The 22,227-nt window shown below is 74.6% G+C and carries 24 protein-coding genes; 12 read left to right on the top strand and 12 right to left on the bottom strand.

Annotated features, from left to right (window positions below; translation table 11 throughout):
• Positions 1-111 precede the first annotated feature (111 nt).
• On the bottom strand, positions 112-591 hold the full coding sequence (locus VKZ81_RS05635; protein ID WP_324240342.1) for a MarR family winged helix-turn-helix transcriptional regulator: 480 nt from the start codon (positions 589-591) through the stop codon (positions 112-114).
• 87 nt (positions 592-678) lie between these two features.
• Between VKZ81_RS05635 and VKZ81_RS05630 the strand changes: the two genes are divergently transcribed.
• Positions 679-2,064: an MFS transporter gene (locus VKZ81_RS05630; protein ID WP_324240341.1), complete on the top strand. Its 1,386-nt coding sequence runs from the start codon at positions 679-681 to the stop codon at positions 2,062-2,064.
• Positions 2,065-2,244: 180 nt separating this feature from the next.
• On the opposite strand, the gene VKZ81_RS05625 is transcribed toward VKZ81_RS05630, so the two are convergent.
• From VKZ81_RS05625 to VKZ81_RS05595, 7 genes are all read right to left on the bottom strand, one after another.
• Positions 2,245-3,408 (bottom strand): trypsin-like peptidase domain-containing protein, encoded by a 1,164-nt coding sequence (locus VKZ81_RS05625; protein WP_324240340.1) that lies wholly within the window; start codon positions 3,406-3,408, stop codon positions 2,245-2,247.
• A gap of 266 nt (positions 3,409-3,674) precedes the next feature.
• Positions 3,675-5,468 carry a thiamine pyrophosphate-requiring protein gene (locus VKZ81_RS05620; RefSeq protein WP_324240339.1) on the bottom strand — a complete coding sequence of 598 codons (1,794 nt, stop codon included), beginning with the start codon at positions 5,466-5,468 and terminating at the stop codon, positions 3,675-3,677.
• Between the two features lie 110 nt (positions 5,469-5,578).
• A complete protein-coding gene (locus tag VKZ81_RS05615; RefSeq protein ID WP_324240338.1) occupies positions 5,579-6,382 on the bottom strand; it encodes a YceI family protein in 804 nt (267 codons plus the stop codon).
• Positions 6,379-9,000, bottom strand: a complete 2,622-nt coding sequence (locus VKZ81_RS05610) for an MFS transporter (protein ID WP_324240337.1) — start codon at positions 8,998-9,000, stop codon at positions 6,379-6,381. The genes VKZ81_RS05615 and VKZ81_RS05610 overlap by 4 nt, the downstream gene beginning before the upstream one ends.
• Positions 9,001-9,055: 55 nt before the next feature.
• Positions 9,056-9,535 carry a MarR family winged helix-turn-helix transcriptional regulator gene (locus VKZ81_RS05605; RefSeq protein WP_324240336.1) on the bottom strand — a complete coding sequence of 160 codons (480 nt, stop codon included), beginning with the start codon at positions 9,533-9,535 and terminating at the stop codon, positions 9,056-9,058.
• A 101-nt stretch (positions 9,536-9,636) separates the two neighbouring features.
• Positions 9,637-10,374 (bottom strand): SDR family oxidoreductase, encoded by a 738-nt coding sequence (locus tag VKZ81_RS05600; RefSeq protein ID WP_324240335.1) that lies wholly within the window; start codon positions 10,372-10,374, stop codon positions 9,637-9,639.
• Positions 10,371-11,021, bottom strand: coding sequence for a hypothetical protein (locus VKZ81_RS05595; protein WP_324240334.1), 651 nt, complete (start codon positions 11,019-11,021; stop codon positions 10,371-10,373). Before VKZ81_RS05595 ends, VKZ81_RS05600 begins: the two co-directional genes overlap by 4 nt.
• Before the next feature lie 81 nt (positions 11,022-11,102).
• Between VKZ81_RS05595 and VKZ81_RS05590 the strand changes: the two genes are divergently transcribed.
• Both VKZ81_RS05590 and VKZ81_RS05585 read left to right on the top strand, forming a co-directional pair.
• The gene (locus tag VKZ81_RS05590; RefSeq protein ID WP_324240333.1) at positions 11,103-11,873 is read left to right on the top strand and encodes a YqjF family protein; all 771 of its coding nucleotides are present in this window, start codon (positions 11,103-11,105) and stop codon (positions 11,871-11,873) included.
• A 470-nt stretch (positions 11,874-12,343) separates the two neighbouring features.
• A complete protein-coding gene (locus VKZ81_RS05585; protein WP_324240332.1) occupies positions 12,344-12,781 on the top strand; it encodes an SRPBCC family protein in 438 nt (145 codons plus the stop codon).
• Here VKZ81_RS05585 and VKZ81_RS05580 read toward each other — a convergent pair.
• Positions 12,754-14,364: a phytoene desaturase family protein gene (locus tag VKZ81_RS05580; protein ID WP_324240331.1), complete on the bottom strand. Its 1,611-nt coding sequence runs from the start codon at positions 14,362-14,364 to the stop codon at positions 12,754-12,756. The genes VKZ81_RS05585 and VKZ81_RS05580 overlap by 28 nt on opposite strands.
• A 62-nt stretch (positions 14,365-14,426) precedes the next feature.
• On the opposite strand from VKZ81_RS05580, the gene VKZ81_RS05575 reads away from it, so the two are divergent.
• A complete protein-coding gene (locus VKZ81_RS05575; protein ID WP_324240330.1) occupies positions 14,427-14,843 on the top strand; it encodes a nuclear transport factor 2 family protein in 417 nt (138 codons plus the stop codon).
• A gap of 7 nt (positions 14,844-14,850) precedes the next feature.
• Here VKZ81_RS05575 and VKZ81_RS05570 read toward each other — a convergent pair whose 3' ends face one another.
• A complete protein-coding gene (locus VKZ81_RS05570; RefSeq protein ID WP_324240329.1) occupies positions 14,851-15,312 on the bottom strand; it encodes a 2,4'-dihydroxyacetophenone dioxygenase family protein in 462 nt (153 codons plus the stop codon).
• Between the two features lie 129 nt (positions 15,313-15,441).
• Here VKZ81_RS05570 and VKZ81_RS05565 point away from each other — a divergent pair, with 129 nt between their 5' ends.
• From VKZ81_RS05565 to VKZ81_RS05530, 8 genes are read left to right on the top strand one after another with little or no spacing between them, the layout of a single operon-like run.
• Entirely contained in the window at positions 15,442-16,377 is a 936-nt protein-coding gene (locus tag VKZ81_RS05565) for a LysR family transcriptional regulator (protein ID WP_324240328.1), read from the top strand.
• A 55-nt stretch (positions 16,378-16,432) separates the two neighbouring features.
• Entirely contained in the window at positions 16,433-17,197 is a 765-nt protein-coding gene (locus VKZ81_RS05560) for an SDR family NAD(P)-dependent oxidoreductase (RefSeq protein WP_324240327.1), read from the top strand.
• Between the two features lie 31 nt (positions 17,198-17,228).
• Positions 17,229-18,020, top strand: a complete 792-nt coding sequence (locus VKZ81_RS05555) for an ABC transporter substrate-binding protein (protein ID WP_324240326.1) — start codon at positions 17,229-17,231, stop codon at positions 18,018-18,020.
• On the top strand, positions 18,021-18,371 hold the full coding sequence (locus VKZ81_RS05550) for a hypothetical protein (RefSeq protein WP_324240325.1): 351 nt from the start codon (positions 18,021-18,023) through the stop codon (positions 18,369-18,371).
• Positions 18,368-19,156 (top strand): ABC transporter permease, encoded by a 789-nt coding sequence (locus tag VKZ81_RS05545; RefSeq protein WP_324240324.1) that lies wholly within the window; start codon positions 18,368-18,370, stop codon positions 19,154-19,156. Before VKZ81_RS05550 ends, VKZ81_RS05545 begins: the two co-directional genes overlap by 4 nt.
• Complete coding sequence (locus VKZ81_RS05540; RefSeq protein WP_324240323.1) at positions 19,153-19,962, top strand: ABC transporter permease; 810 nt, start codon at positions 19,153-19,155, stop codon at positions 19,960-19,962. Before VKZ81_RS05545 ends, VKZ81_RS05540 begins: the two co-directional genes overlap by 4 nt.
• Positions 19,959-20,750 (top strand): ABC transporter ATP-binding protein, encoded by a 792-nt coding sequence (locus VKZ81_RS05535; RefSeq protein WP_324240322.1) that lies wholly within the window; start codon positions 19,959-19,961, stop codon positions 20,748-20,750. The genes VKZ81_RS05540 and VKZ81_RS05535 overlap by 4 nt, the downstream gene beginning before the upstream one ends.
• Positions 20,728-21,072, top strand: a complete 345-nt coding sequence (locus VKZ81_RS05530; protein ID WP_324240321.1) for a hypothetical protein — start codon at positions 20,728-20,730, stop codon at positions 21,070-21,072. The genes VKZ81_RS05535 and VKZ81_RS05530 overlap by 23 nt, the downstream gene beginning before the upstream one ends.
• A 16-nt stretch (positions 21,073-21,088) precedes the next feature.
• Here the strand turns inward: VKZ81_RS05530 and VKZ81_RS05525 are convergent, their stop codons facing one another.
• Positions 21,089-21,787, bottom strand: a complete 699-nt coding sequence (locus VKZ81_RS05525) for a GAF and ANTAR domain-containing protein (RefSeq protein ID WP_324240320.1) — start codon at positions 21,785-21,787, stop codon at positions 21,089-21,091.
• A gap of 215 nt (positions 21,788-22,002) precedes the next feature.
• A partial coding sequence (locus VKZ81_RS05520) for a hypothetical protein (RefSeq protein WP_324240319.1) occupies positions 22,003-22,227 on the bottom strand: 225 nt, incomplete at its 5' end.

Genomic DNA, 22,227 nt, shown 5'->3' with positions numbered 1-22,227 from the left:
CGCGGGACTCGAACCGGTCGATCCGGCTGCCGGTGGGCGCGCTCGATCGCGGCGCCCCAGGAGAGCGGCGAGGTCAGGTCCCGCGGAACCCGAGGGACGAGCGCCCCGGACTCACCCCTCCCGCGCCAACGTCGGCCGCCGCTCCGCGAACGCAGCGGTCAGCTCCTCCAACGCCGGCAGCGCATCCACCAGCGCCGCGACGGTCTCCGGGGGCAGCCGCTCGACGACCGCGCGCAGCGTCGCCGTGCGCCGCTCCAGGATCCGCCTGCTCTTCTCCCGGCCCGCGTCGGTGGCCTCGGCGACCACACCGCGCAGGTCGGACGTGGCCGATGAGCGCCGGATCAGCCCCTTCTGCTCGAGCACGCCCATCACGCGGGAGAGCATGGTCGGGTTGACGCCCTCGAGCTCGGCGACCGCGGAGATGCGGATCGGGCCGCGGGCGACGACCACCCCCAGCACCGAGGCCTGGGTGGGCGTGAGCTCCTCGCTCGACGCCGACTCGTTCATCGAGCGCGCCAGCTTGCCGATCACGCGACGCAGCCGCACCGCCGCCTCGTCGTCGAAGGCCTTCTCGAACCCTCCGCCCTGCATCTGCCCATGAAACCAGGACGGAGCGCGCGCCGGAGCCCTGACCCGGTGTTAGATTGCTTGCCGTCAAGCAATTAGGGGGAGGATCCGGTGTCGAAGGCCGTCGCTGCCGAACGGCGCCCGGCGCTCGTCCGCTGGTCGGTGTTCGCCACCGTCGTGGTCGCCATCCTGATGCACTCCATCGACCAGACCTCGATCGCAACCGCGCTGTCGGCGATGCAGCGCGGCCTCGGGGCGAGCCTGGAGTGGCTCAGCTGGACGCTCACGATCTACTCGGTGGGCCAGATCCTCATCCTGCCGTTCGCAGGCGCGCTGGGCGACCGGTTCGGCGCCCGGCGGGTCTACCTGGTCGCGGTCGCGGGCTTCACGCTGATGTCGGTGTTCTGCGGCCTGTCGTCGGGCACGGTCCAGCTCATCGTCGGCCGCTTCCTGCAGGGGCTCGCGGGCGGGGTCCTGCTGCCGGTGGGCACCGCGATCGTCGCCGACGAGTTCGGGCCCGACCGGGACCGGGCGATCGCGCTGTTCAGCACGGTCTTCCCGATCGGCGCGGTCCTCGGCCCGATCGCGGGCGGGCTGATCCTGACGTTCGCCTCGTGGCGGGAGATCTTCTTCGTCAACGTGCCGGTCGGGCTCCTGCTGCTGTTCCTCGGGCACGCGCTGATCCGGGAGACGCCGCGCAAGGTCGTCGGCCCGGCAGACCTCGCCGGGGCCGCGTGGATCACCGTGCTGCTGCTGTCGGCGATGGTCGCGATCACCCGGATCGGCGCGATCGGCGAGGGCTGGACCGGGCCGGCGTCGGTGGTCGTCGCCGCCGCCATCGCGGTGGTGTCCGGGCGCTTCCTGCTGCGCCACCTGCACCGCCACCCCGACCCGATCATCCCGCCGCGGCTGCTGACCGGTCAGCGGCTCGGCCTGCTGAACGTCATGAACGTCCTCTTCGGCGCCGCCGTGATCGGGTTCTCCTCGCTGCTGCCGCACTACGCGCAGCTCCGCTACGACATGGCCCCGATCGCCGCGGGCGGGCTGCTGACCGTCCGGGCGGTGCTGATGATCGTGGTCTCGGCGGTGGCCGTCGGTCTGCTGCGCCGGCTCGGGTACCGGCCGCTCCTGCTGGCCGGCATGGCCGCGATCATCGCCGCCCTGGTGCTCATCGCGGTGCCGCCCGCGCGCACCACGCCGGAGCTGTGGCTGTCCTTCGGGGCGGCCGTGATGGGCGTCGGGATGGGCCTGTCCTCCCCGTCCTCGGCCAACGCCGGGTTGCACCTCGTCCCGGACCAGGCGGCGGCGGTCTCGGGCCTGCGGGTGCTGTTCCGCCAGGCCGGGGCGATCGTCGCGATCACGGTGGTGACGGTCGCGACCTCGACCTCCGACGACCCCGCCACGGCCAACGCCTGGGCGTTCGTCGCGCTGGCGGCCGCGATGGCGGTCGCCGTCGCGCTGGCCACGCGCATCCCGAACCAGCGGGGCCGCTGGTAGGGGTCGTGGCTGCCGCGCCCCGGTACGACAGGGACGCGGCAGCCGGGCACCGCACGAGGCGGTGGTCTCGGTCGCGGCGGAGGACGGCGGACCGGCCGTCACGTCCGCGGCCCGGGTGTGACCGGGCGCACGCCGCGGCCGAAAATATCAAGAACGACGGCCGCGGTCGATGCGGGTGGGCTACTCGGGGTCGGGCTGCGCGGCCTGCGCCTTCGCCACCGCGGGGCGAGGACGCACGAAGAGCCACGTCAGGATCGCCCCGATGATCGCCCCGCCGATCAGCGAGATGACGACGGTGACCGGGGCCGCCTGACCGCTCGCGGCCGCCGTGTTCTCGATCGCGACCTGCGTCGGCTCGCCCTGCCCCGCCGCCGGCGGTGCCGAGTCGTGGCCGAGGAAGTCGCGCAACATGCCGGTGTCGGTGATGACGTTGAAGTTCTGCCCGATGAACGGCACGGTCATCTGGCTGTTGACCCCGAGCACCTCACCGCGGGCGTTGATCGTGGGCCCGCCGGAGATGCCCTCCGCGAGGTCGGCGTTGATCTGGTAGACGGCCACGCCCTGCCGGTACTGCCGGGCGGTGATCGTGCCGCTGGTGTTCACCGGCTGCAGCCGCGAGTCCTGCAGCACCTCGGCGGGCGTCTTGCCGCCGCTGATCAGGCCTTCGACGTCGACGCCGTCGGTCTCGTCGATGTTGAGCCCCGGGAAGCCGATCGAGGTGACCGTCTCCCCCAGCCGCGGCGCGGTGGGGGCGACCGGGAGCGGCTTGGCCGGCGGCAGGCCGTACACCTCCAGCTTGGCCGTGTCGCCCTCGTCGGCGGGGCGGAAGCTGTCCACGCGCACGATCACCGGCGCCGTGATCACGGCGCCCTGCATCTCGCGGGGCTGGAACGCCCACACCGTGCGCTTCGGGTCCGGGCGCGCCGTCTCGCTGCCGGCGGTCGGGAGGCCGGTGGTCGGGTCGATGGTGGGGCCGCGCCTGCTGTCGAGGGCGCGCCTGCCCTCCTTCGGGTCGACGCAGTGGCCCGCCGTCACGATCGTGGTGGGGCTGTCGAACCAGCCGGTGCAGATCGTCATGACGGGCAGCTCGCCCGAGCCGGGCGTCGTGGGCGCCTCCGGCATCAACGCGAACGGGTCCTCGGGCTCCTCCCAGATCACCACCAGGCCCACGATCGACTGCTGGATCGACTCCAGCAGGGCCGGGTCGATGAGGCCGTTCAGCGCCGGCGGGGGCGCAGGCGTCGGCTCGTCGGCTCGCGCCGGGGTGGCGCCGGTGAACAGCACCGTCGCCACGATGGCGGCCAGCGCCGCCAGTGCGCCGATCGGCTTCCGAACGGATCTCACGCTTCAGTTCCCCCCATGGGTTCGTGCGGGACGAACGCTCCCCCGGCGCCCGATCGGCGGCGTCCGCCCCGGCGGACTCCCGTCCACGCCCGGCACCGGGAGCCGCCCGTCGTGGATGTCGTCGATGCCCACGAGTGTGCCCCTCGGCAAGGCGCGACGCACGGGTTCACCCGAATTCGTGATCGGCTTGCTGCTCAGGGCGTCGTCCCACGTCACGGGCTTCATGCGGACTTCACACGGCGCCCCCGACGGGCCCGGTCCGGGCATCAGCGCAGGCGGCCGGGCACGGCCTCCTGGAGCTTCGTCTTGATCCCCTGCACGACGAGGTGGAAGGCCTCCGGGTCGCCCTTGAGGACGGCCTGGGCCGCCGACTTCGCCTGCTCGAACGTGGCGTGCGGCGGGATCGGGGGAACCTCGGGGTCGCAGTGCACGTCGAGGACCGACGGCCGGTCGGCGGCGAGCACCCGATCCCACGCCGGCCCCAGCTGGTCCGGCGAGGTGACCGTGACGGCCTCGAACCCTAGGCCGCGGGCGAAGTCGGCGTAGGAGACGTCGGGGAGCACCTGGGACTCGGAGAACTTGGGTGCCCCGCCCATCGCCCGCAGCTCCCAGGTCACCTGGTTCAGGTCGTTGTTGTGCAGCACGCAGACGACGCACCTGCGGTCGGCCCACCGGTCGGCGTAGCGGGCGATCGTCAGCAGCTCGGCCATCCCGTTCATCTGCATCGCGCCGTCGCCGGTGATCGCGATCGCGGGCCGGTCCGGGTGGGCGAACTTCGCCCCGATCGCGTACGGCACCGCGCAGCCCATCGTGGCGAGCGTGCCGGAGAGCGAGCCGCGGATGTCGCCGCGGACGCGCAGGTGGCGGGCGTACCAGTTGGTGGCCGACCCGGAGTCGGCGGTGACGATCGCGTTCGGCGGGATCCGCTCGGAGAGCTCCCACACGATGCGCATCGGGTTCACCGGGTCGGCGTCGACCATCGCCTCCCGGCGCATGGTGTCCCACCAGCGGGCGACGTCGTCCTCGATCCCTTCCCGCCACGCCCGGTCGGTCGGCCCGGACAGCAGCGGCAGCACCGCCCGCAGCGTGGTCCGCGCGTCGCCGACGAGGTTGACCTCCGTCGGGTACCGCATCCCGATCATCGCGCCGTCGAGGTCGATCTGCACGGCCCTCGCCTGCCCGAACTCCGGCAGGAACTGCGAGTACGGAAAGCTCGACCCGACGATGAGCAGCGTGTCGCAGTCGCGCATCAGCTCGTAGCTGGGCCGCGTGCCCAACAGCCCGATGGACCCGGTGACGAACGGCAGCTCGTCGGACAGCACGTCCTTGCCCAGCAGCGCCTTGGCCACGCCCGCGCCCAGCACGTCGGCGACCCGCTCGACCTCCGCGGACGCGCCGCGGGCCCCCTGCCCGACCAGGATCGCGACCTTCTGGCCCGCGTTCAGCACCTCCGCGGCCCGCGCGAGCTCGGACTCGGCCGGCACCAGCGTCGGCGCGACGAGGCCCGGCTCGCTGGAGGGCACCTGCTTGAACTCGTGCCGCGGCGGCGTGTACGGCTCGCCCTGCAGGTCGCTCGGGATGATGATCGCGGTCGGGGCGCGGCGGGTGAGCGCGGTGCGGAACGCCCGGTCGACCGCGTTGGGCAGCTGCTCGGCGACGTTGACCTCGACGAGGTAGTCGCTCGCCACGTCCTTCAGCAGCGCCTGCAGGTCCACCTCCTGCTGGTAGGAGCCGCCCATCGCGCTGCGCTCGGTCTGCCCGACGATCGCGACCACCGGCACGTGGTCGAGCTTGGCGTCGTACAGGCCGTTGAGCAGGTGGATCGCCCCGGGGCCGGACGTCGCCATGCACACGCCCACCTGGCCGGAGAACTTCGCGTACCCGACCGCCTGCAGGGCCGACATCTCCTCGTGCCGGGACTGGACGAACCGCGGCCGGTCCCCCGCGGCCTCGAACGCGGCCACCAGTCCGTTGATGCCGTCGCCCGGGTAGGCGAAGACCTGCTCGACGCCCCAGTCCCGCAACCTGCGCAGGACGAAGTCACCCACTGAGTCGGCCACGCGCTCTCGCCTCCACTGCCGTCGGGTTCGCGTCTCGACCCCTCGGCTACCCGGGATCGGGCGGACGACACCGGACGCGGCGATGCCGCCGCGGGTGCGCGGCGGGAGGGTCAGCCGCGGACGGCCTGGATGTCGATCTCGACGTGCAGCGTCCGGCCCACGGCCAGCACGCCGGCGAGCGCGGCCTGGTTCCAGCTGATCGCGAAGTCGTCGCGCGAGACCTCGGCGGTCGCCGAGAACGCCGCCCGCCGGCAGCCCTCGAGGTCGGTGGCGGTGCCGCCGTAGCGGACGTGCAGCGGCACCGGGGCGCTCACGTCCTTGAGCGTCAGCACGCCGTCGAGCTCGAAGCGCTCGGCGTCGACGCAGCGCAGGCCCTCGCTCTTGTAGCGGATCTCGGGGAAGCGGGCGACGTCGAGGAAGTCCGCGCTGCGCAGGTGGGCGTCGCGCTCCGGCTCGGCGGAGTCGACCGCGGCGGGGTCGATGGCGACCTCGACCGAGGAGCCCTCGAACGGGTCGGCCACCTCGATGCGCCCGGTGAAGCGGGGCAGCCGGGCGTGGATGCGGCTCACGCCCAGGTGCAGGGCCGTGACGAGGATGCTCGAGTGCTGCGGGTCGATCATCCAGCTGCCCGGGGACGGGAGCGCGGGACCGTCCTGCGGGCGCAGCTCCAGCACCCCGAGCGGGGTGATCTCGTCGTCGGCGACGGTCACCGCCGCGGCCTGCGGCTGCCTCCCGGCCGCCGCGACCACGAGCGTGTACGCGCCCGCGGCCAGCCCGTCGAGGAGGAAGTGCCCGTCCGCGCCGCTCACCGCGCGGGCCGCCTGCCCGCCCGCCGCGTCGAGCACGGTGAGCGTACCGGTGACGGGCCTGCCGTCGGGGGTGGCGAGCCGGCCGGCGACGGCGCCGCCGGTCACCGCACGCCCTCTCCGCGCTCCACCTGCGCCGGCGCCGCCGGTGGCGGGGTCGGCGCCGACGGCGGGACGAGCTCGACGAGCGCGTCGGCCACCGTCCCGGCGGAGACGTGCACGACCTGGGACACGGGGTCGTACCCGCGAGCGGTGAGCGTGTAGGTGCCCGGGGGCAGGTCGGCGAACTCGAACGCGCCGTCGGGCCCGGTGACGGCCGACGCGACGACCCTGCCGTCGCCGTCGGTGAGGGTGGCGAGGGCCTGGCCGACGCCCGCGCCGGTCGCGATCACGGTGCCGCGCAGGGTGGCGCGGACCGGCAGCTCGAGGTCGCACTCGGTGTAGCGGCCGTGGTCCAGCCGGACGCTCACCGCCAGCGGCGGGTAGCCCGGCGCGGTGGCGGCCAGCGTGTACTGGCCCTCCGGGACGCCGGGGATGCGGTAGCGGCCGCCGCCGTCGCTGCGGGTGGCCCCGGCGACCGCGCCCCGGGCGTCGATCAGCGCGACCGAGGCGTCCGGCACGGGGGCCACGCCGGCGCTGCTGACCACGCCGTGCACGCCGCTGCCGCCCACCAACGCGATGTCGTGCTGGACGGGCTCGCCCTCCACCGCCACCAGCGCCGCGTGCGGCTGCAACGCCCCCGACGCGGCGACGACGAGGTAGGTGCCGCCGCGGGGCAGCACGACGCGGTAGGTCCCGTCGGGGCCGGTCGTGGCGCCGCCGCGCTGCGCGCCGTCCTGGTCGGTGACGGTCACCACGGCCCCGTCCAGCGCCGCGCCGTCGCCGCGGGTGACGACGCCGTGGATCGCGGGGCCGGCGGGGGCCGGTCGCGGGCGCGGGGACGGCCGGTCGACGGCCTGCCCCGCCCCGCCGGCCTGGCCGTCGGCGCGGTGCCGCCCGTTGGTGGTCGGGCCGGCCGGCTCCCAGTCGTGCGCCCGGCCGTTCGTCTGCGCGTTCTCGGCAGCCTGGGCGGTCTGGGCGTTCTGGTTGGTCTGGGCGGTCTGGGCGGTCTGGGCGGCCGCCCGCGCGGCGGCGGCCATGGCCTCGGCGCGCTCGCGCTCGATGCCGGTCTCGGTGCGCAGCGGCACCTCGCGGATGGCGAGCACGGCGACCAGCGTGATGATCGCGAGCACGCCCGCGATCAGGAAGATCAGCGCGGTGGCGTCGCCGTAGGAGGACCGGACGATGCCCGCGACGGCGGGCGGCAGTTCGTTGAGGTTGCCGATGCCGGCTCCGCCCTCGGGCACGGGCAGCCCCGCGGCGGCGATCCCCTCGACGGTGAGCTCGCCGACCCGGGAGGCCATCACCGCCCCCAGCACCGAGACGCCGACGGTGCCGCCCATGGAGCGGAAGAACGTGACGGTGGAGCTGGCGGCGCCGAGGTCGGTGGCGGCCACCGAGTTCTGCACGGCCAGCACGAGGTTCTGCATCGACATGCCCATGCCGACGCCGAGGACGAACAGGAACGCCCCCAGCAGCACGATGTCGGTGTCGTGGTCGATCGTCGCCAGCAGGCCGAAGCCGAGGAGCAGGAAGAGCGCACCGAGGACCAGGAAGATCTTCCAGCGGCCGAAGCGGGTGATGAGCGAGCCCGACCCGGTGGCCGCGATCATCGAGCCGATGACCATCGGCAGCGTGAGCAGGCCGGCCGCGGTCGGCGAGTAGCCGCGCGCGATCTGGAAGTACTGGCCGAGGAAGACCGCGCCGCCGAACATGGCGACGCCGACCGAGACGCTCGCGAGCGTGGCGAGCGTGGTGGTGCGGTCGCGGAACAGCCGCAGCGGGATGATCGGCTCCTTGGCCCGCGCCTCCACCAGCACGAACAGCAGGATCAGCGCGGCCCCGATCCCGGCGAGCACGTACGAGGGCGTGGACGCCCACGGGAACTGGTCGCCGGCCATCGTCACCCAGATCAGCAGGGCCGACACGCCGGCCGCGATGAGCGCGGCGCCCAGGTAGTCGATGCTGACCTCGCGCCGGACGACCGGCAGGTTGAGCGTGCGCTGCACGACCACGAGCGCGAGCGCGGCGAGCGGCGCGCCCACCCAGAAGCACCAGCGCCAGCCCAGCCAGTCGGTGTCGACGATGACGCCGCCGATCAGCGGGCCCGCGACCGGGGCCACCGACATCACGGTGGAGATCACCCCGGTGTAGCGGCCCCGCTCCCGCGGGCTGATCATCGCGGCCATCACGATCATGATCAGCGCCTGCAGCCCGCCGAGGCCCAGGCCCTGCAGGACGCGCCAGCCGATCAGGGTGCCCACGGAGTGGGAGAACCCGGCGAGGATCGAGCCGACCGTGAAGATCGTGATCGCCAGCTGCACGAGCAGCTTCTTGCTGAACAGGTCGGCGAGCTTGCCCCAGATCGGCGTGGTGGCCGTGGAGGCGAGCAGGGTGGCCGTGACCACCCACGTGTACTGGCTCTGCGTCCCGTGCAGGTCGGTGATGATCGTCGGCAGGGCGTTCGCCACGATCGTCGACGACAGGAACGCCGTGAACATCGCGAGCAGCATCCCGGAGAGCGCCTCCAGGGTCCGCCGGCGCGACATGCGGCCGCCGTCCTGGGCGGCCGATCGGCGGGCGACGGCGTCCTGGTCGGGCGGCGTCTCCTCGGCTGTGGTGGTCAATCCTTCTCCTCGGGCCGATGCTCGGGCCGGTGCTCGGGCACGCGTGGTGCGTGGTTCAGGAGGCCGACCGGGCCGTTGCCCGTCCGGCCGGCCGCTGGTGGGCGGCGATCGCGCAGTGCAGGTCCTCGACCAGCTGCTTCAGCCGTGCCACGAGATGGGCGACCTCGGCGTCGTCCCACCCCTGGAGCGCCTCGGCCACCCACCGGGCCCGCATCGCGAGGTACCCCTCCCGGGCGGCGAGCCCTTCCGGGGTGATGGCGAGCAGCTGCGCGCGGCCGTCCGCTGGGTCCGGGCGGCGGGTCACGTACCCGAGCTGCTCGAGCGTCGCGACCTGGCGGCTGGCGACCGAGGGGTCGACGTCCAGGTGCGCGGCGACCTGGCCGAGCCGCTGCTCGCCCTCCCTGGCGAGCAGGCCGAGCACCGTGAACGTCCAAACGGGCATGTCCCCGGCGTCGGGGCCGAGGCGGGTGGGCCGCGCCCGGTTGATCGTGCGCAGGAGCTCGAGCAGCTCGTCGGCGGTGGCCGTGGTGATCACGAGGTTCTCCAGTTGGTTGCTACCAGCAACTATACGGAGTTAGTTGGCCTCTACAACTGATTCTCCTGTGTCATCCGCCACCGGCCTCCGACCCGGTGCTCTCAGAGGCCGCCCCCCGCCTGCAGCACCGCGCCCGTGACGTACGAGGCCTCGTCCGACAGCAGCCACACCACCGCGGCCGCGATCTCCTCCGGTTCGCCGGGCCGCCCCAGCGGCACCCGGGCGGCCACCCGGTCCGGGCGGGTGGCGTCGCCCGCCGCCGCGTGGATGTCGGTGCGGATCGTGCCGGGCGCGACGCAGTTCACCCGCACCCCCGCCGCGCCGACCTCCTTGGCCAGCCCGACCGTGAACGTCTCGACCGCGGCCTTGCTCGCGGCGTAGTGCACGTACTCGCCGGGAGAGCCGAGGGCGGCCGCCCGCGACGAGACGTTGACGATCCGGCCCGCGGTGCCGCGCGCCTCCCACCGGCGCAGCGCCTCCCGCGCGCAGAGCATGGTGCCGAGGACGTTGACGTCGAGCACCCGGCGCAGCATCTCCACCGGCGCGTCGACGTGCCTGCCCAGCCGCCCGGGGATCCCCGCGTTGTTGACCAGCGCGGTGACCGGGCCGAGCGCGGCCTCCGCCGCGTCGAACAGCGCCGCGACGGAGGCGGGGTCGGCGACGTCGGCGCGCACGACGACGACGCCGGGCAGTTCGGCCCGCAGCCGGTCGGCGGACGCGTCGTCGCTCGCGTAGCCGGCGCACACCGCGTACCCCCGCGCGTGCGCCGCCCGGGTGACGGCCGCGCCGATCCCCCGGGTGCCGCCGGTGACGACGAGGACCTCGCGCCCCGCGCTCACACCGACTCCACGAAGCGCTGCGCGACCTCGCGGACCTCCTGCGCGCCCTCGTCGATCTCGGCGGAGTAGAACTCGCCGAAGGCGTGGGCGAGGAAGACCGCGTTGCGCACCCGCGTCACCGCGATCCGCTCACCGCCCCGCGGCGCCTGCGGCCCGAAGGACGTGGACGCGGCGAGGAACCCCTCGTCGCCGAGGTCGTCGGCGGCCGCGGTCGCCCAGGTCCACTCCGCGCCGTCGTCCGTCCGCCCGGTGCGGCAGGCGTCGAGCACCCGCCGGAAGCCGGCCACCACCTCCGCGGCTACCTCCGGAGTCGGGTACACCCCGAGCTGGCGGGCGTCGAACACCTCGGGGCCCTCCCGGCTCACCGTGCGGAAGCGCAGCCGCTGCCCGTCGGTCGGGTAGCTGGTGGGCGAGCACGGGTCGAGCAGCCAGGGCCGGGTGAGCGTCCGGTCGGTCTCCCAGTCGGTGTACTCCTCGGCGGGTGCGGGCTCGCCCTCGTCGGGCAGCAGCACGTCGTCGAAGAGCTCCGGCTCCTCCGCGAGCACCGTGTGAGCCACCGGGGCCGCGGCTGCCGGCGCGGGTTCCGCCGCGCCGCCCCCGAGCACCGCCGCCACCGCCAGCCCGGCCACCACCGCTGTCGCGCGCATGTCATCCCCCGTTCCCGCGTTCCCCTCGACCACCAGGACGCGCGAGGGGTTGGGGGCGTTGCCCGCGAGAGCATGGTCGACATGAGCGCAGCGATCGAGCCCGTGCAGGCGGAGCCGCCGTACCTACCCCGTCCGCACCTGCTCGCGCAGCGGTGGCTCGACGTCGCGTTCCTGCACTGGGCGGTCGAGCCCGCCGCGGTCGGGCACCTGCTGCCGCCCGGGGTGGCGCCGGACGTGCTCGACGGGCGCACCTACGTCGGGCTGGTGCCGTTCCGCCTCGTCGGGACGGCCGTCGCGGGCGGGCCGCCGGTGCCGTGGGCGGGCACGTTCCTGGAGACGAACGTCCGGTTGTACTCGGTGGACCGCACCGGCAGGCGCGGCGTGGTGTTCCTGGCCATGGCCGCGGAGCGGGCGGCCGCCGTGGCCGTGGGCCGGGCGGTGTTCGGGCTGCCGTACCGGTGGGCGCGCATGGGCTTGCGCCGCGTGGGCGGGCGGCGCGCCTACGCCGCCCGGCTGCTGCGCCCCGGCCCGCCGGTCCGCAGCCGGGTGGCCGTCTCCCCCGTCGGGCCCTCGATCGACGGTGACCTCGAACGGTTCCTCACCGCGCGCTGGGGCCTGCACGTCGCCCACCTGGGCCGCACGTGGTACCTGCCCAACACGCACGTCACCTGGCCGCTGCGCCGCGCGGAGGTCCACGAGCTGGACGACGGCCTGCTCGCCGCGGCCGGGCTCGGCGACCTCGCCCGGCGCCCGCCCGACCACGTCGCCTTCAGCGAGGGGGTGGCGGCGACGTTCGGCCGCCCCGTGCTCGCCTCCACGCCGCGGCCCGACCGGACAGCGCCGACCGGGTGAGGCGCGGTCACCGACCGTCACGGGCCCGGGTGCGGCGGCACCGGGGCACCGCGGCGAGCGCTGCTCCGACCGGACGCCGACGGTCGGCCGATCGGGTCGACGGCCGCGCGTCCTGATCGGTGAGGTCGCCCGGGCCGTCGGCCGGCGGGCCGCTACCCCCGGTCGCACCCGTTCAGGTGGCGCGCGACGAGCGGGCGACGTGCATCTGGCCGCGGGCCCCGCGCCCCGGTAGGAATACGACAACAACCCGCCGCACCTGCGCGAACGCCACTCGCGATCAGGGCATCCGGACTCCGGACGGGGGCATCGGCCGGCCCACCCCGGCCTGGTGGTCACCCCCGCGCCGGGATCGTCCCGCCCGGCGGAGCCGGCACCCCGCCGGGCGGGACGTCATCAACAGCGGAGCCACCGGCCGGGTCACCGCGCCGCCTCGGGGCGCGATCGGGTGAGCGTCGATCTACCCTTCGGGCGTGGTCACTGTTCGCCGCGCGATCGGCGTCGCGGTCGATGCCGTCTGGGCGGTGCTCGCCGACGGCTGGCTGTACCCGTCCTGGGCCGTCGGGGCGTCGCGGATGCGCGACGTCGACCCGGCGTGGCCGGGGGTCGGCACCCAGCTGCACCATTCCGTCGGCACGTGGCCGCTGCTGGTGGACGACACCACCACCGTGCTCTCGTGCGTCCCGAAGCGGGAGCTGGTGCTGCGCGGGCCCGCGTGGCCGATGGGGACGGCGGAGACCCGCCTGACGATCGAGGAGCGGGCCGACGGCTGCGAGATCGTCATGAGCGAGGACGTCCGCAGCGGTCCCGTGCAGCTGCTGCCGGCGCCGGCCCGCGCCCGGGTGCTCGGCCCGCGCAACACCGAGTCGCTGCGGCGGCTGGCCTACCTCGCCGAGGGCGGGTCCCGGTAGAGCAGCTCCAGTGCCGCCGACGTCACCCGGCGGCGGAGGGCGCCGAGCCGCCCCTGCTCGGCGAGCGCCGCCCGGGCCGCGAGCCAGCCGCACACGCCGTGGACGCCGCCACCCGGGTGCGCCGAGGCACTGCCCAGGTACAGGCCGCCGACCACCGTCTCCGCCCGGCCCAGCCCGGGCACCGGCCGGAACACGAGCTGCTGGTGCAGCTGCGCCGTGCCGCCGCCCACGGCGCCGTGGGCGAGGTTCGCGTCGGCCGCCTGCAGGTCGCCCGGCCGCTGGACGGTGCGGTGCAGCACCCGCTCCCGGAAGCCGGGGGCGAACTCCTCGACCACCTCGTCGACCCGCTCGGCCAGCCGGTCGGCGGCGTCGTCGTCGGCCACGCCGCGCGGCAGGTGGGTGTAGGCCCAGGCGCTCTCGGTGCCTGCCGGGGACCGGGTGGCGTCGGCCGTGGTCATCTGCCCCATCAGCAGGAACGGCGCGTCCGGCACGGTGCCCGACTCGATGTCGGCCGCCCAGCGCACCAGGCCCCGCTCGTCGGCGCCCACGTGGACGGTGCCCGCGCCGGCGACCCCGGGGTTGGCCCACGGGATCGGCTCCCGCAGCGCCCAGTTGACCTTGACCGTGGGGGTGTCCCAGGCGAAGCGGTCGAGGTCGGCGCGCAGCCGCGGCGGGACGGCGTCCGGCGGGAGCAGGTCGCGGTACAGCGCGGGGGCGGCCACGTCGGCGATCACGGCGCGGCGCACGCGCACGGTCCGGCCGGTCGCGGTGTGCACGGCGACGACCCGGCCGCCGCGCACGTCGATGCGCTCGACCCGCTCCCCGGTGTGCAGCCGCGCCCCCGCCGCGCTCGCCCGGCGGGCGAGCGCCCCGGACAGCTCCCCCGCCCCGCCGACCGGCACCGGGAAGCCGTGCTGCTGGCCCAGCATCGCGAGCAGCCACCCGAACAGGCCGCTGCCGGGCGCGTCGGGCGGGATGTCGGCGTGCCCGCCGTTGCCGGCGAGCAGCAGCCGCGCCGCCTCCCCCGCGAACAGCTCCTCCCCCATCCGCCGCACCGGCAGCGCCAGGAACCGGGCGAGCCGCAGCGCCTCGGCCGTGCCGATGCGGCGCAGCAGCGCCAGCGGCCCGCGCACCGGCGGGAACGCGGTGAAGACCGAGCGCAGCACCGCGTCACCGACCTGGTCCCACTGGGCGCACAGCCGCAGCCACGCCTCGCCGTCGCGAGGCCCGAGCCCTTCGGCGGTGCGCTCGCGGTCCCGGTGCAGCACGGCCGCCGGTGCGCCGTCCGGGCGGGCGGGGTGGGCGAGGACGGCGGGGGCGTGCGCCCACCGCAGCCCGTGGCGGTCCAGCTCGAGCGCCCGCAGCACCGGCGACGCCGCCGAGAGCGGGTAGAACGCGCTGAACAGGTCGGCGGTGAACCCGGGGTGCAGCTCGGCGGAGCGGACCGCGCCCCCGAACGACTCCGCGGCCTCGAGCAGGCACACGTCCCAGCCGGCGTCGGCGAGCACGGCGGCCGCGACGAGGCCGTGGTGGCCGCCGCCGATCACGACGGCGTCGGCGGTGTCGGTTCGCCCGCTGTTCATCCGCCCACTATTACCCGCCACGTCATCGATCACGCCCCCGGCGCGCGGGCAGGCTCGTCGGCGTGCACACCGCGGAGACCGTCCACGAGTTCCTGCACCGCATCGCCGAGGGCGACCCGGAGCGGATCGGGCAGCTGTTCGCCGAGCGGGTCGACTGGAAGCTCGACTGGCCGGACGGCGACCACACCCGGGCCGTGCCGTGGATCCGCCACCGCAGCACGCGGGCCGAGGCGGCGGACCACTTCCGCGAGCTCGCCGCGCACCACGTCCCCGGGGAGAGCGACGCGCACGTCCACGCCGTGCTCGTCGACGGCGCGGACGCGGTGGTGCTCGGCGAGGTCGCGCACACCGCCAAGCCGACGGGCCGGCGCTACGCCGCGGCCTTCGCGCTCCACCTCACCGTCGCGGACGGCCTGATCACCCGCTACCACGTCTACGAGGACAGCCTCGCCGTGGCGCGGGCGTTCGGCCCAGCGTGATCGATCCCTAGAAGACGATGTCCGCGGGCTCGATCCCGGCTTCCTTGCAGTAATCGTGGTAGCGCTTGAGCTTGGTCTCGGCCGTCTCGACGTAGGCGAGGTTGCCGTCGGCGTCCATGTACTCGATCGGGCCGTGGATCGAGAACAGCGTGAGCATCGGCTCCGACTCGTCCTCGACATCGGCGACCAGCGTGTGCACGTCCCCCGGCGGCTCGTAGACGTACGCGCCGGGCACGGCCTGCCAGTCGTGCTCGATGTAGTGCCACTTGCCCTGCACGACCCAGCCCTCGACCTCGGCGAGGTGGCGGTGCCGGTTCACCACGCCGCTCTTGGCCACCTTCAGCAGGTTCACCCACGAGCCCTTCTCCAGGTTGATCCGGATGGGCTTGAACCAGACGTTGTTCGATCCCTGCGGCACCCAGGGCAGGTCGGCGGTCTGCACGAGGAAGTCCGGCGCGTGCTCGGTCATCGTCCGGTTCTACCTCGCGCGCGGCGGGCGCGTGAACCGCGCTTTGCGGATGCCACCATCAGCGTGGCTGATGGGACCCGGCTGATCGGACACGGTTAGGGTCGGCCCGACGTCGGGGGGTGGTGTCCCATGCGCCTGGAATGGCTGGTCTCGTTCCTCGCCGTCGTCGACACCGGCAGCTTCGTCGCTGCCGCCGAGGCGACGCACCGGTCCCAGCCGCGGATCAGCATGCACGTCGCGTCCCTGGAGCGCGGGGTGGGCATCCCGCTGTTCAACCGGCGCAAACGCCCCGTCGAGCTCACGGAGGCGGGCAAGGCGCTCGCCGACCACGCCCGGGCGATCCTGCGCGAGGTGGAGGCGACCGAGGCCGCCATGGCGGCGTGGCGCGGCGGCGCCCGCGGCGTCGTCACGCTGGGCAGCCACCCCAGCGCGAGCGCGGCGTTCGTCCCGGACGTGCTCCGGGAGGCCGCGCGTACCAGCCCGGACGTGCGGGTGGTGCTCGTCGAGCGCTCCACGCTCGAGCTCGACGAGGCCCTCGCCAGCGGGGAGCTCGACCTGTGCATCCGCCCGGTCGACCCGCGCCCGTCCAAGTCGAGCGTGCGCTCGCACGTCCTGTGGGCCGAGCCGCTCGTCGCGCTGCACCCGCCCGGGCACCCGCTGTCCGAGCTGCCCGACCCGCTGCCGGTCGCGGAGGTGGCTGCGCACCCCCTGCTGTCCATCGGCCGCCTGGACGCGCCCGAGACCGGGGAGTTCGAGTCGTACCAGCGCTTCCGGGAGTGCGGCTACGAGCTCGAGCCGGTGCAGGCGACCAACCAGCCGCAGACGCTCATGTCGCTGGTGCGCCACGGCCTCGGGGTCGGGGTCACCAACTCGCTCGCGGCCCAGATCACCGACACCACCGGCGTCTGCGTGCGCACGCTGGAGGGCGGTGCGGGCAGGCGTGTCGCCGTCCACTGGGACAGCTCCCGGATGCTCACCGCCGCCGCCCGCGCGCTGCTGCAGCAGATCCTGCGCCAGCCCCGCCCGGAGGGCACCGAGCCGGTGCCCGATCCGGGATCCGAATAGCGCAGATCCGGAAGTCGTGCTTCACCGCGCCCGGACCTGCTCCTACCGTCCAGGCGTGGCCCCCACCAGCTCCCCCTTCGCGCTCGACGGCCGGCTGGCCATGGTCACCGGCGCCGGATCGGGCATCGGCAGGGCGATCGCGCTCGGCCTCGCCGGCGCGGGCGCGGACCTGCTGCTGATGTCCGAGCGCGACAACCTCGCCCCGGTCGCGAAGGAGGCCGCGGAGCTGGGCGCTGCGGTCACCACCGCGCAGCTGGACCTCGCCGACCGGGCCGCCCGGCGGGAGGCCGTCGAGGAGCTGCTCGACGCGCACCCGGTCGACGTCCTCGTCAACAACGCCGGGATCATCCGCCGAGCCCCGGCCGCCGAGTTCAGCGACGCGGACTGGTACGAGGTCATCGAGCTCAACCTGCACGCCGCCTTCGAGCTGAGCCGGGCGGCGGGGCGCCGGATGGTCGCCCGCGGCTCCGGGAAGATCGTCAACGTCGCGTCGATGCTGAGCTTCCAGGGCGGGCTCCTGGTGCCCTCGTACACGGCGAGCAAGCACGCGATCGCCGGGCTGACCCGCGCGCTCGCCAACGAGTGGGCGGCCCACGGGGTCAACGTCAACGCGATCGCGCCCGGCTACGTCGCCACCGCGACCACCGCGGCGCTTCGCGACGACCCCGCCCGCAGCGCCGAGATCCTCGCCCGCATCCCGGCGGGCCGGTGGGCCGAGCCCGCCGACGTCGCCGGGGCCGCGGTGTTCCTCGCCTCCCCCGCCGCGGACTACGTCCACGGCCACGTCCTCGCCGTCGACGGGGGCTGGCTCGCCCGCTGATCAGAGCTCGAACGGACAGGAGGGTTCAACGGTGAACCACCGGAAGCCGCACCGCGCCGCCGCATTGGCCGCCGGCGCTGTCATGGTCCTGTCGGCCGCGTGCGGAGGCGGCGCGACGGTCGACGACGACGCGAGCGGCGGCACCGCCCCGCAGCTCGTCACGGTCGACGCGGGATACGTGTCGGCCGTCGACCAGCTCGGGCTGCCGATCGCGCTGGAGATCGGCGCGTTCGAGGAACAGGGGCTCGACGTGCGGCTCGCGCAGCCGTTCCCGACGGGCGTCGACTCGCTGAACGCGTTGCAGGCGGGCGAGGTCGACTTCGTCCAGGTCGGCACGCCCGCGATCGGCGCCGTGCAGCGCGGCCTGGACGTCGTGCTGCTCGGCAACTACTCCGGCTCGGCGAGCAAGCGCGCGATCGACGACACCATGGCCGTCGTCGCGCGGCCCGGCTCGGGCATCAGCGCGGCCGACCTCGCGACGCTGCGCGGCAAGCGCATCGGGGTGTCGGTCGGCTCGATCAACCACCTCTACCTGATCGGACTGCTGAACGACCTGCAGATCCCCGTCGCGGACGTCGAGATCGTCAACACCGCCCCGCCGGACATGCCGGTGGCCCTGCAGACGTCCGGCCTCGACGCCGCGATCGTGTGGGACCCGTGGCCGATCACGATCCGGCAGCAGGTCGAGGGCAGCGAGGAGATCGTGCGGGGCGGTGGCCACATCCCGTATGTCGGCTACATCGTCGCGATGCGGGAGTTCGTGGAGCAGAACCCGGACGTCGTGCAGCGCTTCCTCGTCGCGCGCGCCACCGCCGACAAGTAGATGCGCGACAACCCCGACGAGGCCGCCGAGGCGGCCACCCGGTGGCTGCCGGGCACCGAGCCCGCCGTCGCACACGAGGCGATGCAGTACAACGTGGCGCAGCTGGACCCGCGGTTCTCGGCCTGCAACTACACCGCGCTGGACACCGTCGCCCAGATGCTCGCCGAGCAGGGCGTCACCCAGCCCGGGTTCACCGTCGACGACCGCTTCGTGCCCGGCCCGATCACCACGGTGATGGCCGAGCGGCCCGACCTGTTCGACGACCTCCCCCCGATCCCCGAGAGCGCCCGCATCGACGACGGCTACACCTACGACCGCGACGCCGCGCTGGCGGCGTGCCCGGCGGCATGACCGCGCCGCGGGCCCCCCGGATCCGCTCGGTGCTCTGGTTCCTCGCCCCGTTCGCCGCGCTGCTCGCCGTGTGGGCCGCGGTCGTGGCGGCGACCGGGGTGCCGATGCGGATCTTCCCGCAGGTCACCGACGTGGCGCGGGCGCTCGTCGGGATGACCGTCAGCGGCGAGCTCACCGCGCACCTCGCCGCGAGCCTGCGCCGGGTCCTGATCGGCTCGGTGCTCGCGGTGGTCACCGCGCTGCCGTTCGGCATCGCGCTCGGGGCGAGCCCCCGGCTCTCGGCGTTCTTCGCGCCGCTGCTGCGGTTCTCGGTGGCGCTGGCCGGCATCGCCTGGATCCCGATCGCCACCCTCTGGCTCGGCTACGGCGACGGCGCGGTGATCTTCATCGTCTGGAACGCGATGTTCTTCGCCCTCGCCTACAACACGATGCTCGGGGTGCGGCGCATCCCGCTCCCGCTGCTGCGCGCCGCGCGCAGCATGGGCACGGGGCGCCTGCGCATGTTCTGGGAGGTGCTGCTGCCCGGTGCGCTCCCGAGCGTCGTGACGGGCCTGCGCGTCGGGCTCGGCTACGGCTGGCGGGGCCTGGTCGCCGCGGAGATCATCGCGACCGGGGCGGGCCTGGGTTACGCCCTGTTCCTCGCCCAGAAGACGTTCTCCACCGACGTCATCATCGCCTCGATGGTGATCATCGGTGCGCTCTGGCTGATCATGGACCGCCTGCTGCTCGCCCCGCTGGAGCGGCGCACCGTGCAGCGCTGGGGCATGACGGTGGCCGTCTCATGACCACCGGCGGGACGGCGGTGTGGCGGCAGCTGGCGCGGCGCCCGGCCGTGCGCACGCTCGGACCGTTCGTGCCGGTCGTGGCGCTGTGGTGGGCGCTCGCGGCGCTCGAGGTCTTCCCGCCTGCGTTCTTCGTCGGCCCGGACGTGGTGCTCGCCGAACTGGCCGGGCTCCTGGAGCGCGGGATCCTGCCCGGCTACCTGTCCGACTCGCTCACGCGGCTCTGGTACGGGGTGCTGTTCGGGCTGCTGATCGGGCTGCCGCTGGGCTTCCTGATCGGGATGTCCCCGCTCGCGCGGCGGCTGACCTGGCCGCTGCTGCTGTTCTTCCAGGCCGTCGCCGACATCGCGTGGCTGCCGATCGTCATCGTCTGGTTCGGGTTCAGCCTCACCGCGGTGACGTTCGTGATCGTGTACACGATCGTGTTCCCGCTGGTGCTCAGCATCGTGGCCGGGATCGAGCAGGTGCCGCAGGAGCTGGTGCGGGCGGCGCGCAGCCTGGGCGCGAGCCGCTTGCGGATCTTCGTCGAGGTGATCCTGCCGGGCGCGCTGCCGTCGGTGGCGAGCGGCGTGCGCACCGGCCTCGGCTACGGCTGGCGGGCGCTGGTCGCCGCCGAGATCATCGTGGGGACCAGCGGGATCGGGTTCATGATGTTCGACGCCCGCCGCGTCGGCGACGTCGCGGAGGTCTTCCTCGGGATGATCGTGCTGGGCATCCTGTGGTACGCGCTCGATGCGCTGTTCCTCGCCCCGTTCGAGCGGGCGACGGTGGAGCGCTGGGGACTGGTCCGCCAGGAGGCTGCCCGGTGACGGCACTGCAGATCGACCACCTGCACAAGACCTACGTCGACGGCTACTCCGGCGACGAGGTCGTCGCGATCGGCGACGTCTCGTTCGCCGTCGCCGAGGGCGAGTTCGTCTCCGTCCTCGGCCCGAGCGGCTGCGGCAAGACCACCGTGCTGAACATCGTGGCCGGGTTCGTCGAGCAGACCGCGGGCACGGTCACCGTCGCCGGCAAACCCGTCACCGGGCCCGGGCCCGACCGGGGCGTCGTGTTCCAGAACCACGCGCTCTTCCCGTGGAAGACCGTGCTGGGCAACGTGACGTTCGGGCTGCGGATGCGCGGGGTCCCGAAGGCGGAGCGGGAGGCGACGGCGGCGGAGTACCTGCGCCTGGTCGGGCTCACCGGCTTCGAGCACCGCTACCCGCACGAGCTGTCCGGCGGCATGCAGCAGCGGCTCGGCGTGGCCCGGGTGTTGGCCAACGAGCCCGCCGTGATGCTCATGGACGAGCCGTTCGCGAGCATCGACGCGCAGACGCGGCGCAGGCTGCAGGAGGACCTCACCCGGATCTTCCAGGAGCGGCGGCCCACGGTCTTCTTCGTGACCCACGACGTCGACGAGGCGGTGTTCCTGTCCGACCGGGTCGTCGTGCTCACCGGGCGGCCGAGCACGGTGCAGGAGATCGTGGAGGTCGACCTGCCCCGCCCGCGGGCCTGGCGCACCACCGGCGAGCTGCCGCGGTTCCGCGCCCTGTGCAACCGGATCACCGACCTGCTCGTGGGGGACGAGGCCGATGCCGTCGCCGACCCTGCGTAGGGCCGTGCGCAGCCCGGCGCTGCGCCGCATCGCGGTCGTGGTGCTGCTCGTGCTGCTGTACCAGGGCTGGTTGTCCGTGCAGGCCGTCGGCAAGGCCGCCCCCGGGGTCGGCGCGAACCCGGACGAGCGCGGACGCTTCCCCGTCGACGTGGTGCTGGACTTCCCGCCGGAGCGCTACCACGTGCTCGAGCTGCAGAAGCACGGCCGCGTCGCGGGAACCGACGGCACGGTGGTGCACCTGCGCGGGGTCTCCCCGGCCGGCGTGGACGCGCTGGCCCGCGAGTACTGGATCGAGTCGCTCCAGCCGGGGAGCGCCCGCTGACGAGCCGGCCCGCCGCTCACCTGCCGTGCGGCGCCTCCACGTCGGCCACGAGGCGCGCCGCGACCGCGTTCAGGGTCGTGCCGCGCTCGCGCGCCGCCGCGTGCAGGACGGCGAGCGCCTCCTCCGGCGAGGACCCGCGCTCGGCCATGACGATGCCGACCGCCTGGTCGATCGCGGACCGGGACGACAGAGCCTGCCGCAGGCCCGCCGACAGCGTGGTCTCGTCGTAGGTGCGCATCGTCCCGGCGACCGCGACGGTGGCGTAGCCGGCGATCCGGTCGGTGAGCCAACGGGCCGGGACCCCGAACGCGCCGGGCGTGCCGCCGTGGACGGTGAGGACGCCGAGCGGGGCGCCGCCGCGGACGCGCATCGGAACGGCGCGCACCGCGAGCACCCCCTCCGCGGTGGCGGCGCGGGCGAAGGCGGGCCAGCGCCGTTCGCTGCGCAGGTCGTCGGCCTCGACCGTGTGCGCCGACTTCAGCGCGTCGAGGCCCGGGCCGGCCCCGTCCCGCAGCTGACGGGCCTCGAGCCGGGCGGCGCGCTCGTCGGCCGCGCTCGCCTCGGCGCCCAACGCCGACGCGGTGAGCGCGACGCTCGCCGACACCGCCCCCGGCACCTCGCGCGCCGCCAGCTCGACGATCCCCACGAGCAGTTGGTCCGGCGACGACGCCGCCGCGACGAGCCCCGCCAGCTCCGCGCCGACGCCCAGAGCCACACGTCCCCCACCCACCGGTGTTCCTCGATCCACTTCACCCCGGCAGGCGGTCACTCGCCTGCAGGCGCCGCCCCGCTACCGGGCGGCGAGACACGCGACGACCGCGTCAGCGGGGCCCGCGACGGCCGGCGTCCCCGTCCCCCGGGCCGCGTCCGGGTCCATCTTGGTCACCGCGGACCGCTCGAGGATCACGAGGGACCCCCGTCCGGGACCTGTCATGCCGTTTCGTCGACCGCGGCGCCGACCACGCCCCTGCGCACCGCCGCCTGGTACATCGCGAACACGTCCGGCAGCGACGCCTGGTACCGCGCGGCCGACGACGCGCCGTGCCCGATGGTCTTCAGCCAGCCTCGGCGGCGCGCCAGCTGCCGCCCCGCCGCGGCGAGCGCCGCGCTGGTCGTGGGGGCGACGTTCTCCGCCCCGGTGAGGTCGACCAGGAC

The sequence above is a fragment of the Pseudonocardia sp. genome (genome assembly GCF_035305885.1).
In the GTDB taxonomy this organism is placed as follows: Bacteria; Actinomycetota; Actinomycetes; order Mycobacteriales; family Pseudonocardiaceae; genus Pseudonocardia.
The sequence above is the reverse complement of the archived record's forward strand: the minus strand, read 5'-3'. Positions and strand labels throughout refer to the sequence as shown.